Genomic DNA, 16,358 nt, shown 5'->3' with positions numbered 1-16,358 from the left:
GGCCGGCGGGCCAGGCCAACCCCCGTCGCCGGGCCGTAGGCCGGATAAGCCGAAGGCGCATCCGGCGGGAGCCGTCGGGTGCGCCTTCGGCGTTGCTTAACCCACGTACGGCTAGCGACAGGCGGCCGGCAGCCGCCCGCGCTTCCCCGCCGCCTGCTGCATCAGCAGCCGCTTCACCGGGGCCAGCCGGTCGACTCCCGACATGCCCAGGTTGCGGGCCAGGGTCACCGCCGGGTGGCGGGCGCCGAACAACCACCGGAAGCCGTCCATGAGCCCCAGCATGGCCGCGTTGTCGCCCCGGCGCCGGCGGGCATAGCGCGACAGCCAGGCCTCGCCGCCCAGGGTCGCGGTCCGGCGCCGCCCCTCCAGCAGCTCCTCCGCGAGCACCGCGGCATCCATCAGGCCCAGATTGACCCCCTGGCCGGCCAGGGGGTGGATGCTGTGGGCGGCATCCCCGACCAGCGCCAGCCCCGGCAGCACGTAGCGCTCCGCATGACGCTGGACCAACGGCACGGCCTGGGCGCGATCCATGACCGACACCGGCCCGAGCCGAGCCGCGAAGGCCGTCTCCAGTTCCGCGGCCAGGGCCTCGGCGGGCAGGCCGCAGAGCCGCTCGGCCTCCTCCGGGGCGGTCGACCAGACGATGGAGCAGTAGCGATCGTCCCCGTCCACGGTCAGCGGCAGGAAGGCCAGGGGCCCCGACGGCAGGAAGGCCTGACGGGCCACCCCGCCGTGGGCCTGGGCGTTGCGCACCGTGGTGACCACCGCGGCATGCCCGGTGTCCCGGGCGCTCACGCCGATGCCGGCCAGCTCGCGCAGCGGCGAGCGTGCCCCGTCGGCGGCCACCACCAGCGGGGCGGCGAGCCGCTCGCCTCCCTCCAGCACCACCGCGCGCCCCGGCGATGCGGACTCGAGGCCGGCCACCCGAGCGCCGAAGCGCCGGGTCACCGTGGGCAGGGCGGCCAGACGCGCCTCCAGGGCGGCCAGCACCACGTCGTTCTCGACGATATGCCCGAGCACCGGCAATCCGGCCTCGTCGGCGGAGAAGCTCACCTCGCCGGTTCCCTCGGCGTCCCAGACCCGCATGCCGCGGTAGGGCGTGACCCGCCGCGCCTGCATCCACTCCCAGGCCCCCAGGCGCTCCAGCAGCCGCTGGGACACCGGGGTCAGGGCGCTCACGCGGCGCCCCGGGAGGCCGCGACCCACCGCCTCGGCGTCCAGCGGTCCCGGTCGCGCGTCCAGCAGGGTCAGCGATACGCCGGCCTCGCCGAGCAGGCAGGCCAGGGCCGCCCCCACCATGCCGCCGCCGACGATGATCGCCTCGCCGCCGTCGCTCGCCGTGTCGCGCATCGTCGTCTCCTCGGTGTTGCTCATCGTTCCACTCCCATGGCGCGTCGCGCCAGGGTGCGACGCAGCGGCCCCGTCAGGTTCAGCCCCACCAGCCCCGCCGCCCGGGCATGGGAGAGCAGGGCGCTGTCGAGGCCGAACAGCCGTACCAGGCCGTCGCTGAAGCGGATGACGTTGTGACGATCGCCGGCCCGGCGCCGCTCGAACTCCTGCAGGACGGCGGGGCTGCCCGGGGCCTCGCCCCGGTCGAGGCCGCTCTCGAGGGCCGCGACCAGGTCCATGACGCCCCGCAGGGCCAGGTTGAAGCCCTGCCCGGCCACCGGATGCAGGGCGTGAGCCGCATTGCCCATCACCGCCAGGCCCGGCCGTGTGGTTTCCCGAGCGGTGACCAGGGAGAGCGGGTAGGCATGGCGCCGCCCCACCCGCCGGAAGCGGCCGGCCCGGTCCCCGAACGCCCGCTGGAGCTGGGCCAGGAAGTCGCCGTCCGACGCCGCCAGGCGTTGCTGCTCCTGGCCGGCCTCGTGGGTCCAGACCAGCTCCATGGCCTGTCCCCGGAGTGGCAACAGCGCCATGGGGCCCGCGGTGGTGAAACGCTCGTAGGCCACGCCGCCGTGGGGCCGGTCGGCCTCGATGCTGGCGATCAGCGCGACCTGTTCGTAGGGCCGCTCCCGGCTCTCGATGCCCAGGCGCTCCTTGAGGCCGGAACGCCCCCCGTCGGCGAGCACCGTCAACCCGGCCTCGAGCCTGGCCCCGTCGGACAGGGCCAGGCGGTGGCCCGACGGGACGGGTTCGATCTCCTCCACCCGGGCCGGGCAGTGCCAGCCCAGGGGCAGGTCCGCCAGCCGACGATGCAGCACCCGCCCCATCCAGGCGTTGGGAATCACCTGGCCGAGGGCCTCGCTGTCCAGTTCCTCGGCGCGCAGCCTCGTCACGCCCAGGCGGCCCTGCTCGCTGACATGGATACGGCGGATGGGCGCCGCCTGTTCGACCAGGGCCGACCAGAGTCCCAGCTCGCGGAAGTGCTGCACCGATCCCTGGGCGATGGCGCTCGCCCGGGCATCGAAGCTCGGCTGCCAGGGGGCATGCAGGTCCTCCGGCAAGGGCGCGGCCTCGATGACCGCCACCTCGAGTCCCCGGCGACGGATCAGCGGCGCCAGGGCGCAGCCCAGGCTGGCCCCCACCAGGCCGCCACCGATGATGGCGATATCCACGCGACGCGAGGCATCGTCCCCGGTCATGTCGCTCATGGAAGGCTCCTCGGTATCATAATGTAATTTACGTAATGGGTTGCCCGGACGACATTGCACAGATCAACCCTTGACCATCAGGGCCTCGATCTCGGCCACCCGCTTGGGCGCCCCGGCGCTGAGGACCTCGTGACCCTCGGGGGTGACCGCCACGTCGTCCTCGATGCGGATCCCCAGCCCGCGGAAGGCGGCGGGGAGGTCGTCGTCCTCGGGAACGTACAGCCCCGGCTCGATGGTCAGCACCATGCCCGGGATCAGGAGGCGGGGCTCGCCGTCATGGCGATAGCTCCCGACGTCATGCACGTCGAGCCCCAGCCAGTGGGAGGTGGCATGGGGATAGAAGCGGCGGCAGGCGTGGGCCTCGAGGCAGGCTTCCAGGTCGCCGGACAGCAGGCCCAGCTCCAGCAGGCCGGCCGTCAGGTCCCGCATCACGCCCTGGTGGATCGTCTCCAGGGTGGCACCGGGGCGCACCGCCAGGATGGCGCGCTCCTGGGCGGCCAGCACCACCTCGTAGAGCGCCCGCTGGGCCTCGTCGAAGCGCCCGTTCACCGGAAAGGTCCGCGTGACATCGCCGGCGTAGAGATCGAACTCGGCCCCGGCATCGATCAGCACCAGGTCGCCATCCCGCAGGGGGGCCGAGTTCTCGACGTAGTGCAGCACACGGGCACTGTCCCCGCCAGCGACGATGCTGGCATAGGCCGGGCCGCTGCCGCCCTGCCAGCGGTACTCGTGCTCGAGTTCCGCCTGCAGCTGGTACTCGGTGAGTCCCGGGCGGGCGATGCGCATCGCCCGGCGATGGGCCCGGGCGGAAATCGCCCCGGCGTGGCGCATCAGGGCCAGCTCGGTCTCGCTCTTGACCAGGCGTTGCTCGTGGATCGGTCCCGACACGTCGGCGAAGGACAGCGGCGCCCGGGCCCCCTTGCGCGCCCCCGCCACCAGGCTGGCCCGCACCCGCTCGGCGAGGCGCAGGGCCGGCCCGGCATCCAGGGGCAGGTAGAGGGTATCCCGGCCATCCAGCAGCTCGGTCAGCCGGGCGTCACGCTCGGCGTTGGCGAAGGCCTGGTCGAGACCGTGCTCACGTTCGGCGCCCTCCGTGCCCAGCCGGCGCCCCGTCCAGGCCTCCATCTCGGGGTCCCGATCCTGGCAGAAGAGCACGCATTCGCCGGCCTCGCGTCCCGGCAGCAGGAGCAGGAGGGCATCGGGCTCGGGGAAGCCGGTCAGGTAATGGAAGTCGCTGTCCTGGCGGAAGGCGAACTCGCTGTCCCGGGAGCGGGGAACCAGCGAGGCGCCCGGGAGCAGCACGGCCGCATCGGCGGGCAGCCGGGCCATCAGCCGGCGACGGCGCTCGCGGAACTCCTCGGGGGCGATGGGGGCGGGGCGGGGCAGGGTCTCGGGCGGCATGGGCACCTCCTTGGCAGGGGGAATGGCCGAAAGAGGAGCGGCGCCACCTCCTCCGGCGAGGGAGGCCTCAGTGGCTGGGCGGGTTCTTGGGGTCGTCCACCTGTTCCACCTGCGGCTTGCCGGGATGCTGTTCGGTATAGAGCAGCATGGCCGCCATGCGGGCATGCTCGGTCAGGGCGAAGAGGTCGTTCTCGTTCTCCGGACTGTCCTCGAGATCGGTCTCGATGGCGGTCAGCCCGTGCAGGTCGTCGATGGCCTCGCGCAGGGCCTCGGACCAGCCCTTGCGGGGCCCGTCCCCGGCATCCTCGATGACCTCGAGGAAACCCTGGGTCCACTCCTTCAGGCCCTGGGCCCGCTCGGCGAGGGAGAACAGCTCGTCGGGGAGCAGCGGCTCGAAGTTGAGCTCGCTCCCGGACAGCGCCTCCAGCGTCTGGCGGCGCCAGCCCAGCAGGCGCTCGGCGGCGACCTCGTCCCGGGGCTGCTCGACGCCCAGGCTCAGGCAGACCGCCTCGAGCCAGGCCTCGGCGCTGAGATCATGCAGGGCCAGGGAAGCGCACAGGCGACCATCGAGGAAGGCCGGGGACTGCATGCTGCCGTGCAGCAGGAAGGTGTCGGCGATATCGGCGAAATCCTGACGTTCGTTGATCAGTGACATGGACCCATCCGGTGCTGGAGCCGCGCGGCGCGTTGACCGCCCGCGAACGGCTCTCTTATAGTGGCTTGACGTACGTATTCTCCCCATGATGTTAACGCATCGGCCCCTCCTGGCGCGCACCCGAGTGCTGCCAATACCCCCATCGGAGTCCACCATGACCGACGCCGCCCGGCCCACCACCGAGATCACCCTGCTGGAGCGCCAGTACGTCATCGCCTGCCCGCCGGAGGAGCAGGGCAAGCTGGAACGGGCCGCGCGGTACCTGGATCGGGCCATGGAGGGCATCCATGCCCAGGGCAAGGTGGTCGATCGGGAGAAGGTCGCCATCATGGCCGCGCTCAACATCACCCATGAGCTGCTCGAGGCCCTGGATGAACGCCGCGCCGGGGAACAGAGCCTCAGTGAATTGAGTGCGCGACTGGAACGCGCCCTGGGCGACGCCACCGGCCGCTGAGGATTCTTTGCTTTGGCCCCGGCCGTGCCTCTGCTACGATGGAGACGTTCCCTGGGGTGTTCGCCAGTCGTTATCGTCCCTCGAGCCTATGCGCAGTACCCAGGGGGCCAACAGCTAGCCGGACCCGTGTGCATGTCCGTGCGTCGGAAAGCCTGACGGTTCGGCTGCGGCCACCCACCTTGAACCACAGGGTTCAAGGGCCAGAACGACAGCGGCACTCTGGGGAACTCCATCCGACATGACTCACATGCAGGATACCGCCGCCTACGCCTCCCGGGACGACGCCCGACGCGCCCTGCGTCGCGAGCTTCGACGTCGTCGCCGGCACCTGAGCGCCCAACAGCAACGCGATGCCGCCCTGCGGCTGTGTCGCCACCTGCGTCAGCTCCCCGAGGTCCGCCGGGCCCATCGGGTCGCGCTCTATCTCCCCAATGACGGCGAGATCGACCCGCGACCGCTGATGCCCTGGCTGCACCAGCGCCAGGCGCGCCTCTACCTGCCGGTACTGCGCCCGCTGTCCCACAACGCCCTGTGGTTCGTGCACTACCATCCCGGCACCCCCATGGTGACCAACCGTTTCGGCATTCCCGAGCCCTGCACCCGCCATGGCGCGCATCGCGCCCGGCGCCGCGCCCCCTGGGCCCTGGATCTGATCCTCCTGCCGCTGGTGGGCTTCGACGATCATGGTCAGCGCATCGGGATGGGCGGCGGCTTCTATGACCGCACCCTGGCCTTCACCCGACGCGCGGGGCCCCGGCCGCGACTGATCGGGCTGGCACACGACTGTCAGCGGGTCGAGCGCCTCCCGGTCGCCCCCTGGGACGTGCCCCTGGACGCCATCGTCAGCGACCAGCGGGTGATCCGCCCCTAGGCACTCCGTTTTACCCGATCGCCCAGATGCCGCGCCAGGCCGCCGGAAACGCGAAAGGCGGCCGATGCCATGCATCGACCGCCTTTCGAGAATCGGCCCCGCCAGGAGGGCTCAGTGGCCCGCCAACGCCTGGGCATAGCCGGTCGCCACGACGCCGATACCGAAGATCAGCACCAGGGTCATGACCAGGTCGGGCTTGCGCTTCATTGTTATCGACTCCCTTCGGCTTGAATCACGCGAAACGTCGGTGATGGGGAGGCGACGGCCGCGTCGCCTCACGACGCGATAGCCTATCGGAAGCCCCCTCGCATGACAATACTCATACCCGGCGAACGACAAATCTCGCCCAGGCCGCGCCCGGCCTGCCGCGTCAGCGACCGCTCACTCCGGGGTCAGGCCATGAAGAGGCGATAGGCGGCGTTGTCCGACTCCTTCCAGTAGCGGTAACCGATGTCATCGAAGTATTCCTCGACATGGCTGCGATCGCCGTTGGGCACCTGCATGCCGACCAGCACCCGGCCATAGGCGGCGCCGTGATTGCGGTAGTGGAACAGCGAGATGTTCCAGTCCTGGGGCAGATGGGTGAGGAAGTTCATCAGCGCCCCGGGACGCTCCGGGAACTCGAAGCGATAGACCTCCTCCTCGAAGTGCTCCTTGGGGCGGCCGCCGCCCAGGTGGCGGATGTGCAGCTTGGCCAGCTCGTTGTCGGTGAGGTCCTCCACCGGGTAGCCGGCCCCCCGGAGCTTGTCGATGACCGCCTGGCGGTCCTCGCCGCCTGGCTTGACCTGAACGCCGACGAAGATGTGGGCCTGCTCGGGATCCGCGTAGCGGTAGTTGAACTCGGTGACCATCCGCTTGCCGATGGTGCGACAGAACTTCTTGAAGCTGCCCGGCTTCTCGGGGATGGTCACCGCCAGGATCGCCTCGCGCTGCTCGCCGAGCTCGGTGCGCTCGGCGATATGCTGCAGGCGGTCGAAGTTGGTGTTGGCGCCGGAGTTGATGCACACCAGGGTCTGGTCCCGGGCGCCGGTCTGCTGGATGTATTTCTTCAAGCCGGCCAGGGACAGAGCGCCCGAGGTCTCGGACACCGCCCGGGTATCCTCGAAGATGTCCTTCACCGCGGCGCACATCTCGTCGGTGTTGACGGTGATGACGTCATCCACCAGGTCGCGCATCAAGGTGAAGGGCGCCTCGCCGATCTGCGCCACGGCCACTCCCTCGGCGAAGACGCCGACCTGATCCAGGACCACCCGCTCGCCGCCGTCCAGGGCGGCCTTCAGGCAGGCGCTGTCCTCGGATTCGACGCCGATCACCTTGATCTCGGGCCGCAGGTACTTGACGTAGGCCGCGACGCCGGCGATCAGGCCGCCGCCTCCGACCGGCACGAAGATGGCGTCGATGGGGCCGGCGTGCTGGCGGAGGATCTCCACGGCGATGGTGCCCTGTCCGGCGATGACGTCGATGTCGTCGAAGGGCGGGATGTAGGTATAGCCGTGCTCCTCGATCAGTTCCTGGGCATGGGCGGCGGCCTCGGCGAAGGCATCGCCCTTGAGCACCACCTTGGCCCCCCGGGCACGGACCGCGGCGACCTTGATCTCGGGGGTGATCCGCGGCATCACGATCACCGCCTTGACCCCCATCTGCTTGGCCGCCAGGGCCAGCCCCTGGGCATGGTTGCCCGCCGAGGCCGCGATCACGCCCTTGGCCTTCTGCTCCTCGCTGAGCTGGGCCATCTTGTTGTAGGCGCCGCGAATCTTGAAGGAATGGACGGGCTGCAGGTCCTCGCGCTTGATCAGGATCTGATTGTGGAACCGGCGGGAAAGGAAGGGAGCCGGGGAGATCGGCGTTTCCCGGGCGGCCTCGTAGACCCGGGCCTGGAGAATCTTCTTGACGGTGGCTTCGAGCATCCTGATATCCCGATGGGTGGGGCGAGAGGGTTGATGGGTGGCGCCGAGAGGGTGTTTACAAATGTCACGAGCGACGGCCAGGCAAGGCGAAATCAACCGAAAAAGCGGAGTTTACGAGGAGGTAAATGAGCATTTTAAGGCTGATTTCAACGCCGCATGGCCTAGCGCAATCGTTTGTAAACACCCTCTGAGGGAAACCCGTATTGGTACCATCCCCCGTACCACGGCGTCCAGCACGGGACCCATGGCATGGCCTATAATGGCGCGGCATTCACATCCTTCCCCCATGACAGCGAGCAGGACATGACCCAGGACGAACTCAAGGACGCCGTGGCGGCGGCCGCCATCGACGAGATCCGCCCCCTCCTCGGACGCGACATCGTCATCGGCGTGGGCACCGGCTCCACCGCCGACCGCTTCATCGACCGACTGGCCGCCCTGCGCGGCGACTTCCGCGGCGCCGTGGCCAGCTCCGAGGCCAGCGCCGAACGCCTGAAGGGCCACGGGATCGACCTCTTCGATCTCAACGAGGTGGGCACCATGCCCGTCTACGTCGACGGCGCCGACGAAGTGAACGCTCACCTCCACATGATCAAGGGCGGCGGAGCGGCCCTGACCCGGGAGAAGATCGTCGCCGCCTGCTCGGAGCGCTTCATCTGCATCGCCGACGCCTCCAAGAAGGTCGAGCGGCTGGGCGACTTCCCGCTGCCGGTGGAGGTCATCCCCATGGCCCGCTCCTACGTGGCCCGGGAGCTCGTCAAGCTGGGCGCCGATCCGGTCTACCGCCAGGGGGTGGTCACCGACAACGGCAACCAGATCCTCGACTGCTACGAGTTCATGATCGACGACCCGGTGGCCATGGAGGCCCGGCTCAACGCCATCGTCGGGGTGGTGACCAACGGCCTGTTCGCCGCCCGCGGCGCCGACCTGCTGCTGCTCGGCACCGACCAGGGCGTGCAGCGCCTGACGCCGGAGTCGTGAGGTAAGAGAGCGCTCACTCCGCCGGCAGAAGCCGCGCCAGGCCCGCCAGGGTGCGGGCCAGGGCGCCGCGGTTGGCCTCGACGACGCCACGGCCGGCGGCGCCGAGGCGGCGTCGCGCCTCGCCGTCGTCGAGCAGCCGGGCGAGCGCCTCGGCCAGGGCCTCGGCGTCGGCGACCTCCACCAGCGCCTCGCGCTCGCGCAGCGCCTCGGCCACCTCGGTGAAGTTGGCAAGCTCGGGACCGGTCAGCACCGGCACCCCCAGGGCGGCCGGCTCCAGCAGGTTGTGTCCTCCCACCGGCACCAGGCTGCCCCCGACGAAGGCCAGGTCCGCCGCCCCGTAGAGGTCGGTCAGCTCGCCCATGGTATCCCCCAGGTAGACCGCCGTGCCGGCCTGCGGCCACTCCCCGGCGGAGCGCCGCGCCATGGCCAGTCCCCGGCGCAGGCACAGCTCGGCCACCGCGTCGAAGCGCTGGGGATGGCGCGGCACCAGGATGAGCAACGCCTCGGGCCGGGTCTTCCGCAGCCGGACATGGGCCTCGAGCACCGCCTCGTCCTCGCCGGGATGGGTCGAGCCGGCCACCCAGACCGGGCGCTCGCCCAGCCGGCGACGCAAGCGCACACTCGCTTCCCGGGCCTCGTCGTCATCGGCAAGATCGAACTTCAGCGAGCCCGTGATCCGGATGGCGTCGGTCGCCATGCCCAGCGCGCGGAAGCGCTCGGCGTCGGCCTCGGACTTGGCGCCGAGCCAGCTCACGTGGGACAGCGCCTCGGCCATCAGCCGGCCCAGGCGCCGATAGCCGCGGAAGGCTCGGGGCGAAAGCCGACCGTTGACCACCGCCACCGGTACCCCCCGCGCGTCGCAGGCAGCCAGCAGGTTGGGCCACAACTCGGTCTCGAAGAAGATCGCGAGTTGTGGCCGCAGGCGGTCGACGAAGCGTCGGGCGGCGCCGGGGAAGTCCAGGGGGACGAAGTGATGGCTCACTTCGCCGTGAGCCGGCCGGCCACGCAGCGTCTCGGCCAGCGCCTGCACCCGTTCGGCGCCGGTGGCGGTCATGGTGGTGACGACCAGGCGATGGTCGGGATGGCGACGGGCCAGGGCCTCGATCAGCGGTCGGGCGGCCTGGACCTCGCCCACCGAGGCACAGTGCAGCCAGAGGGTCCGCGCATCCGGGCCGGAGGCAGGGACGCGGCCCAGGCGCTCGCCCCGGGGCCGATGGGGCAGCCGCTCGCGCCAGACCCGCCGCCAGACCAGGGGCGACAGCGCCAGCAGGGCGGCCGAATAGCCGCGACGAACCCAGGGGTGGGCGGCCATCAGGCCTCGCGATCGAGGATGGTGGAGATCATCGCCGTGGTGGAGACGCCGTCCTCGAAGCCCAGCACCTTCACCTCGCCTCCGGCGGCGCGCACGGCCTCCCCGCCGGCGATCTCCTCGGGTCGATAGTCGCCGCCCTTGACCAGGACATCGGGCAGGACCGCCTCGATCAGGCGCTGGGGCGTGTCCTCGGTGAAAGGCACCACCCAGTCGACGGCCCCCAGCCCGGCGAGCACCTGCATTCGCCTTGCCAGGGGATTGATCGGTCGCTTGGGGCCCTTGAGCCGGGCGATGGAGGCATCGTCGTTGACCGCCACGATCAAACGATCGCCGAGCTGCCGGGCATGCTCCAGGTAGGCCACGTGGCCGGCATGGAGGATGTCGAAGCAGCCGTTGGTCATCACCACCCGCTCGCCGCGGGCCTGGGCGGCCCGAACCGCCTCGATCAGGGGAGCCTCCTGGATGACGCCGAACTCGGCCAGCTTGTCGCCGTGCAGGGCGGTATAGAGCTCGGCGATGGACAGGGTCGCGGTGCCGGGCTTGGCGACGACCAGCCCGGCCGCCAGGTTGGCCAGGGTCATGGCCTCGGGGAAGCCGTGCCCGGCGGCCAGCGCCAGGCCCAGCACGCCGATCACGGTGTCGCCCGCACCGGTCACGTCGAAGACCTCCCGGGCGCGGGTCGGCAGGTGCAGCGGCTCGTGGTCGGCGCGGATCAGGGTCATGCCCTTCTCGCTGCGGGTGATCAGCAGCGCCTCGAGCTCGAGCTCGGCCCGCAGGGCCTCCCCCCGCGAGGCCAGGGTGGCGTCATCGGGGCAGGGCCCCGCCACCGCCTCGAACTCGGCCAGGTTGGGAGTGATCACGCTGGCCCCCCGGTACTTGTGGAAGTCGCCGCCCTTGGGGTCCACCAGGACCCGCTTGCCGGCCTCGCGGCCCTGACGGATCAGCCCCTGGACGTCGGCCAGGGTGCCCTTGCCGTAGTCGGAGAGGATCACCAGGTCGGCGTCGCCCAGGGCCTCCTCGACCCGGGCGGCCAGGGCCTCGGTGTTCACTCGACCGAGGCCTTCCTCGAAGTCGAGGCGGATCAGCTGCTGATTGCGGCTCATCACCCGCAGCTTGGTGATGGTGGGGATGTCGGCACTGCGGGCGAAGTGAGTGCTTACACCGGCATCCTCCAGCCGGGTGGTCAGCAAGTCGGCGTTGTGGTCGTCGCCGACCAGCCCGGCCAGCGCCGCCCGGGCCCCGAGGGAGGCGATGTTGAGGGCCACGTTGGCGGCCCCGCCGGGCCGGTCCTCGGCCTGTTCGACGCGCACCACCGGGACGGGCGCCTCCGGGGAGATGCGCGAGGTGCCGCCGTGGAAGTAGCGATCGAGCATGACGTCGCCCACCACCAGCAGCCGGGAACGTTCCAGGGCGGTCAGATCAAGCTTCATCGGAAGACTCCCTTTCCTTGCGGGACGGGGAAGCGGCCAGCACCGCCTCGAGGTTGCGGATGACGTCGTCGGCGTGGATCAGCGACATGGCATCGGGGTGGCGGACCCGTTGGCCCCAGGGCAGCGACTCCGGCTCCTTGTGCAGGAAGTGGCGCACCGCATCCGGGTAGCGGTTGACCACCTGGTCGCGCCAGCAGTAGGGCGCGGCCCGGTCCGGGTTGGTGGTGGCATAGAGCCCCACCACCGGGGTAGCCAGGGCATTGGCCATGTGCACGGGCCCCGAGTCCGGGGCCACCACCGCCCGGGCCCGGTCGATCAGCGCCAGCAGGCCCTTGAGGGAGGTGGCGCCGATGGCGTCGATGACCGAGCCGGGCTGGGACAACGACTGGATGCGGCTGCCCATCTCGCGCTCCTGGGTGCTGCCGCCGCCGGTGATCACCGTCTTCAGCCCGTGCTGGACCCAGGCGTGCTCGACCACCGTGGCGTAGCCCTCCGCCGACCAGTTGCGGAAGTTGCGCAGCCGGGGGTTGGCACAGGGGCTCATCAGCACGTAGGGCGCCTCGCCGGTCAGCCCGGCGGCCTCCTCGTAGGCGGACTCGGGGATCGGCAGGTCCCACGCCAGGGAGAGATCCTCCACCCCCAGCAGCCGGGCGAAATCGAGGAAGGACTCCAGGACATGGGCGCGGGGGTGGGGGGCGAGTTGGCGATGGGTGAACCAGTGCTGGGCATCCTTGGCCCGTGCCTTGTCGTAGCCGACACGCACGTCCGCCTTCAGGCCCAGGGAAAGCACGCTGGCGCGGATCGCCTGCTGCATGTGAAGCAGGACATCGAAGCGGGTATCGGCGAGCTCTCGCCAGAGCGCGCGCATGCCGGCCAGCCCCGTGGCCTTGTCGTAGACGACGAACTCGACCCCGGACAGGCCGGCCAGTAGACTGTGCTCGCCCTTGCCGATGATCCAGGTGATGCGCGCCTCGGGCCATTGGCGCTGCAGGGCGCGAACCGTCGGCACCAGGTTGCAGACATCGCCCAGGGCGGAGAGACGCAGCACGCCGATGTGTGCGGGCCGGGCGGGCAGAGGATGCTTCATGCGATTGGCAACGTATCGAACGGGAAAGATCATCATTTTATATGATGCGGACAGTTTATGTGACGCCGATGGGGCGCCACAAATCGGCCCGCAGGACTTCGATCCCGAGCACTGGCGCCGCGCCGGCCGCGTCAGGGGGGAGGCGCCGGGACGCGGCGCCAGCCTCTTCCTCGACGCCGGCGAGGACCAGTGGGTGCTGCGCCCCTATCGCCGCGGCGGGCTGATCGCCCGGCTAAGCGAGTCCCGGTACCTGTGGACCGGCCTGGAGCGCAGCCGCCCCTTTCGCGAGCTGCGCCTGACCGCCCGCCTCTTCGACCTCGGCCTGCCGGTGCCCCGTCCCGTGGCCGCCGCCGTCTTCCGTCACGGCCCCGCCTACGAGGCGGCGCTGATCACCGTTCGCCTGCCCGGGGCCCGCTCGCTCGCCTCGCGTCTCCAGCAGGGCGAGGTCGACGACGCCCTGCTGCGCCGGGTGGGCGCCACGATCCGCCGCTTCCACGACGCCGGCCTCGATCATGTGGATCTCAACGCCCGCAACCTTCTCGTCGATGCCGACGAGAAGGTGTGGCTGATCGACCTGGACCGCTGCCGACTCCGTTCGCCCGGAAAATGGCAGGAAGCCAACCTCGAGCGGCTGGCCCGGTCGCTGGTGAAGTTCGAGGCCGCCCCCGCCCTGGCCGCGATTCGTCAGGGTTATGGGACATCCCATCCGGTGCCGGGAAGCTGACCGGACATCAAGGGACAGGCACGAACCGGGGACGGTCCGATAGCTGCCCCGAGAGTTCGAAGTATTTCTGCATCACCATGAGGCCGATCAGCCGCTCCTTCCTCTCATCCTGGAAGCGAGCCACGTGCCGATTGGCGTTGCGAATGATCCGCTTCGCTTCCTCCGGGTGAGCCTGATAGTGGTCCAGCTTCTCCTCGAGATCCGAGTAGTCATCGGCCAGTTCGACATAGTGACGGCCCGGCACCAGGCGGCCTTCCATGAACCAGGTCTCATATCTGGGCCGCGTCATGAAGCAGAGAGAGTTGGACGCCAGGATCCATTTCAGGTTGGTCGCGACATCATTGCCCTCGATACTGAGGATGAAGCGGTACTGCAGCTGCTCCTGCACCGACAGGACATCTCGATGCCAGGGCTGCCCCAATGATTTCCTGTGGACGTCACCGACATCGCAGCGTGGATGGTCATGGAACGCCTCGATGAATGAGCGCCTGTGGGGCTGATGACAGCTGCCACGCCAGACCAGCAAGGGCTTCTTCTGATCGTACGGCAGCCGATCGGCGACGAAATAGTAATGTCTTACCCGGTTCAGCTTCAGGAGGATCGAGCGTTCGTTATCGGGCGAAATGGGCCGGCTCTTGACGAAGGTGGGGAACTCGAACAGGTCGACGACATCGCCGAAACGGTAGCTCAGTCGGAGATCCCGGGGGAAATAGCGTAGCAGGGCTTTCAGATCGAGATAATATGCCCAGCTCTTTTCCCGGCGGAAATCGCTCACACTGACGGCATCCTCTGGCAGGAAAAACTCGCGGCCCAGCTGATTGTAATATGCGACCCGATCCAGGATGTCATGACGCTCCGCCTCGGGCAGGGCATGGAACTCTTCCAGCAGGGGCCGGCGTCGCCCCCGGTGCCAGTGATCCGGCAAGAGGAGCCCGCCCGCCTGGGAGGCGTAGAACCGGAACTTGTGCAGATTGCGGCGAAACTTTTCCCTGCCTGCCATCAGGTCGATCCCCTCAGGGTCCGTTCATACAGGCCCAGGTAGGCCTCCGCCATGCGCGCGGGCGAGAAACGCTCGAGCCGTTCGCTGGCGGTGGCCGCCAGGCGCGCACGCAGCCCGGCGTCCCCCTTCAGTCGAAGCAGGGCCTCGGCGAGCGCGGTCGCATCCCCCACCGGGACCAGCAGCCCGGTCCGTTCCGGCTCGACGATGTCGGGGATCCCTCCCGCCTCGGAGGCCACGATGGGCACCCCCAGGTGCATCACGTCGAGCAGGACCGAACCCAGGCCCTCGTTACGGGAGGGGAAGGCGAAGACATCGAGTCCTGCGAGATAATCCGCGATGTTGTCCTTGAAGCCGAGCCAGCTGACGTTGTCCAGGTCGGCCGAAGCGGTCTGCAGCGCCTCGGCATCCTCGCCTTGCCCGAGGAAGACGAACTGCATCTCCGGTGCCTCATGCTGCAGCCGGCGGGCGGCCTCGATGAGCACTCGCTGCCCCTTGTGCCGATCGACCAGGGCTCCGGCATGGCCGATCAGGAACTTGCCGTCGAAGCGGCGCCGAAACGCCGCCGTCTCTCGCGCATCCGTCGTCGGCTCGGAGTGCGCGCTGGGAACGCAATCCACCTCGCCCCAGCCTCGTGCCGCCAGCTGGCGATGGATGATCGAGGAGATGGCGACCCTGCTGGCGGCATGTCGATAGGTCAGGCGATTGACCCACTTGTCCTTGACTTGCGCATCCACGCGTCGAGTGATGACATAGGCACTGCCGGTGGCGATGCGGTGAAGGGCGGCCCAGTGTACCGCCTTGGCCTCATGGGCATGCACGAGATCCACGCGCCCGGTGCGGGCGTGTCCGGCCAGCTGATGGGTCGCCTCGACGACCCGCAGGCCGGGCACCGGCGCCAGTGCATCGCGCAGGGGCGAGTCCTTTCGGCACACCAGGGTCTGCTGGAGGTGGGGACGGCTCGCCAGCGCCTCGATCAGCAATGCGGTCTGCCGCTCTCCGCCGCGAAAGCCCTTGGCCAGGTTCACATGCGCGATCTTCAATGCTCTTCCATAGGTTTCGTTTCAACGTAGTCGAGGATACCAAGCCGCCCCGACGGCCGCACTAGCCTCCCCTGCCTTGCCACAACAGGTACCCCAATGATTCACGGCATCAGCGCCGTCATCATCACCCGTGATGCCGGCCCGACCCTGGAACAGACGCTGACGGCACTCACCCCCTTCGACGAAGTCGTCGTCTATGACAATGGCTCCACCGACGACACCCGGGAGATCGCCTCGCGCTTTTCCAATGTCCGCTTCCACGAGGGGGACTTCCTGGGGTTCGGTCCGACCAAGCGCCATGCCGTGTCGCTCGCCGCCAACGACTGGATTCTGTCACTGGATGCCGATGAACGGCCGGATGACCGCCTGTTACAGGCATTGCGCCGATGGGATACCGATCCCGAGGCGAATGCGGCCGCCCGAATCCGTCGCGAGAACCTGCTGCTGGGGCATCCCGTGCGTCACTCGGGATGGGGTAACGACTGGCTGGTCAGGCTCTTCAACCGACGGTACTGCAACTTCAATGACGCCATGGTGCACGAGTCGGTGGCCCTGTCCGGCGATACGCAGTGTTCCCGAATGGAAGGCAAGCTGATCCACCTCGCGGTCACCGACCTCTCCCAGTTCCTCGAGAAGGTCAATCGCTATTCCTCCCTGCGGGCCGAGAGCAGCGAGCGAACCAAGCATCCGGCGGTGATCGTCGCCAAGGCCCTGTTCGCCTTCGTTCGCACCTATGGGCTCAGGCTCGGCTTCCTGGATGGCTGGAGAGGCCTCGTCATCGCCTTCTCCAATGCCAACGGTGTGTTCTGGAAATACATGAAAGCCTATGCAGCCGACCATGAGAAGTCGCAGCGTCCCTGAGCCCGATCGTCCCGCCCCCTTCATTCGCTGCCGGAGACGGT

Annotated in this window: 15 protein-coding genes and 1 other RNA gene; 6 read left to right on the top strand and 10 right to left on the bottom strand. The window is 69.4% G+C overall.

Going from position 1 to position 16,358, the window contains the following annotated elements:
- Positions 1 to 111: 111 nt before the first annotated feature.
- The 4 genes from BEI_RS00135 to BEI_RS00120 form a co-directional block, all read right to left on the bottom strand.
- Positions 112 to 1,374 (bottom strand): UbiH/UbiF/VisC/COQ6 family ubiquinone biosynthesis hydroxylase, encoded by a 1,263-nt coding sequence (locus tag BEI_RS00135; protein ID WP_097787604.1) that lies wholly within the window; start codon positions 1,372 to 1,374, stop codon positions 112 to 114.
- Complete coding sequence (gene ubiH, locus BEI_RS00130; protein WP_097787603.1) at positions 1,371 to 2,594, bottom strand: 2-octaprenyl-6-methoxyphenyl hydroxylase; 1,224 nt, start codon at positions 2,592 to 2,594, stop codon at positions 1,371 to 1,373. The genes BEI_RS00135 and ubiH overlap by 4 nt, the downstream gene beginning before the upstream one ends.
- A 63-nt stretch (positions 2,595 to 2,657) precedes the next feature.
- Positions 2,658 to 3,995: an aminopeptidase P N-terminal domain-containing protein gene (locus BEI_RS00125; protein ID WP_097787602.1), complete on the bottom strand. Its 1,338-nt coding sequence runs from the start codon at positions 3,993 to 3,995 to the stop codon at positions 2,658 to 2,660.
- Between the two features lie 67 nt (positions 3,996 to 4,062).
- Positions 4,063 to 4,650: a UPF0149 family protein gene (locus tag BEI_RS00120; RefSeq protein ID WP_097787601.1), complete on the bottom strand. Its 588-nt coding sequence runs from the start codon at positions 4,648 to 4,650 to the stop codon at positions 4,063 to 4,065.
- A 154-nt stretch (positions 4,651 to 4,804) separates the two neighbouring features.
- Between BEI_RS00120 and BEI_RS00115 the strand changes: the two genes are divergently transcribed.
- From BEI_RS00115 to BEI_RS00105, 3 genes are all read left to right on the top strand, one after another.
- Positions 4,805 to 5,104, top strand: coding sequence for a cell division protein ZapA (locus tag BEI_RS00115; RefSeq protein ID WP_097787600.1), 300 nt, complete (start codon positions 4,805 to 4,807; stop codon positions 5,102 to 5,104).
- Between the two features lie 45 nt (positions 5,105 to 5,149).
- Positions 5,150 to 5,334: non-coding RNA, 6S RNA (gene ssrS / locus BEI_RS00110), on the top strand.
- A gap of 8 nt (positions 5,335 to 5,342) precedes the next feature.
- Complete coding sequence (locus BEI_RS00105) at positions 5,343 to 5,975, top strand: 5-formyltetrahydrofolate cyclo-ligase (protein ID WP_097787599.1); 633 nt, start codon at positions 5,343 to 5,345, stop codon at positions 5,973 to 5,975.
- A gap of 392 nt (positions 5,976 to 6,367) precedes the next feature.
- On the opposite strand, the gene ilvA is transcribed toward BEI_RS00105, so the two are convergent.
- Positions 6,368 to 7,888, bottom strand: a complete 1,521-nt coding sequence (gene ilvA / locus BEI_RS00100; protein WP_265331692.1) for a threonine ammonia-lyase, biosynthetic — start codon at positions 7,886 to 7,888, stop codon at positions 6,368 to 6,370.
- Between the two features lie 297 nt (positions 7,889 to 8,185).
- On the opposite strand from ilvA, the gene rpiA reads away from it, so the two are divergent.
- Entirely contained in the window at positions 8,186 to 8,863 is a 678-nt protein-coding gene (gene rpiA / locus BEI_RS00095; RefSeq protein WP_097790942.1) for a ribose-5-phosphate isomerase RpiA, read from the top strand.
- A 13-nt stretch (positions 8,864 to 8,876) separates the two neighbouring features.
- On the opposite strand, the gene waaA is transcribed toward rpiA, so the two are convergent.
- The 3 genes from waaA to BEI_RS00080 are packed head-to-tail and all read right to left on the bottom strand — an operon-like array spanning position 8,877 to position 12,692.
- Positions 8,877 to 10,175 (bottom strand): lipid IV(A) 3-deoxy-D-manno-octulosonic acid transferase, encoded by a 1,299-nt coding sequence (gene waaA / locus BEI_RS00090; RefSeq protein WP_097787597.1) that lies wholly within the window; start codon positions 10,173 to 10,175, stop codon positions 8,877 to 8,879.
- Entirely contained in the window at positions 10,175 to 11,605 is a 1,431-nt protein-coding gene (hldE, locus tag BEI_RS00085) for a bifunctional D-glycero-beta-D-manno-heptose-7-phosphate kinase/D-glycero-beta-D-manno-heptose 1-phosphate adenylyltransferase HldE (protein WP_097787596.1), read from the bottom strand. The genes waaA and hldE overlap by 1 nt, the downstream gene beginning before the upstream one ends.
- On the bottom strand, positions 11,595 to 12,692 hold the full coding sequence (locus tag BEI_RS00080) for a glycosyltransferase family 9 protein (RefSeq protein WP_097787595.1): 1,098 nt from the start codon (positions 12,690 to 12,692) through the stop codon (positions 11,595 to 11,597). Before BEI_RS00080 ends, hldE begins: the two co-directional genes overlap by 11 nt.
- Here BEI_RS00080 and BEI_RS00075 point away from each other — a divergent pair.
- The gene (locus BEI_RS00075; RefSeq protein WP_097787594.1) at positions 12,691 to 13,416 is read left to right on the top strand and encodes a 3-deoxy-D-manno-octulosonic acid kinase; all 726 of its coding nucleotides are present in this window, start codon (positions 12,691 to 12,693) and stop codon (positions 13,414 to 13,416) included. The genes BEI_RS00080 and BEI_RS00075 overlap by 2 nt on opposite strands.
- 7 nt (positions 13,417 to 13,423) lie before the next feature.
- Here the strand turns inward: BEI_RS00075 and BEI_RS00070 are convergent, their stop codons facing one another.
- Positions 13,424 to 14,416, bottom strand: coding sequence for a glycosyl transferase family 90 (locus tag BEI_RS00070; RefSeq protein ID WP_097787593.1), 993 nt, complete (start codon positions 14,414 to 14,416; stop codon positions 13,424 to 13,426).
- Complete coding sequence (locus BEI_RS00065; RefSeq protein ID WP_097787592.1) at positions 14,416 to 15,456, bottom strand: glycosyltransferase family 4 protein; 1,041 nt, start codon at positions 15,454 to 15,456, stop codon at positions 14,416 to 14,418. The genes BEI_RS00070 and BEI_RS00065 overlap by 1 nt, the downstream gene beginning before the upstream one ends.
- A gap of 96 nt (positions 15,457 to 15,552) precedes the next feature.
- Here BEI_RS00065 and BEI_RS00060 point away from each other — a divergent pair, with 96 nt between their 5' ends.
- Positions 15,553 to 16,317: a glycosyltransferase family 2 protein gene (locus BEI_RS00060; RefSeq protein WP_097787591.1), complete on the top strand. Its 765-nt coding sequence runs from the start codon at positions 15,553 to 15,555 to the stop codon at positions 16,315 to 16,317.
- The last annotated feature ends 41 nt before the right edge of the window (positions 16,318 to 16,358 follow it).

This window comes from Halomonas beimenensis, assembly GCF_002549795.1.
Classification (GTDB): domain Bacteria; phylum Pseudomonadota; class Gammaproteobacteria; order Pseudomonadales; family Halomonadaceae; genus Halomonas; species Halomonas beimenensis.
The sequence above is the reverse complement of the archived record's forward strand: the minus strand, read 5'-3'. Positions and strand labels throughout refer to the sequence as shown.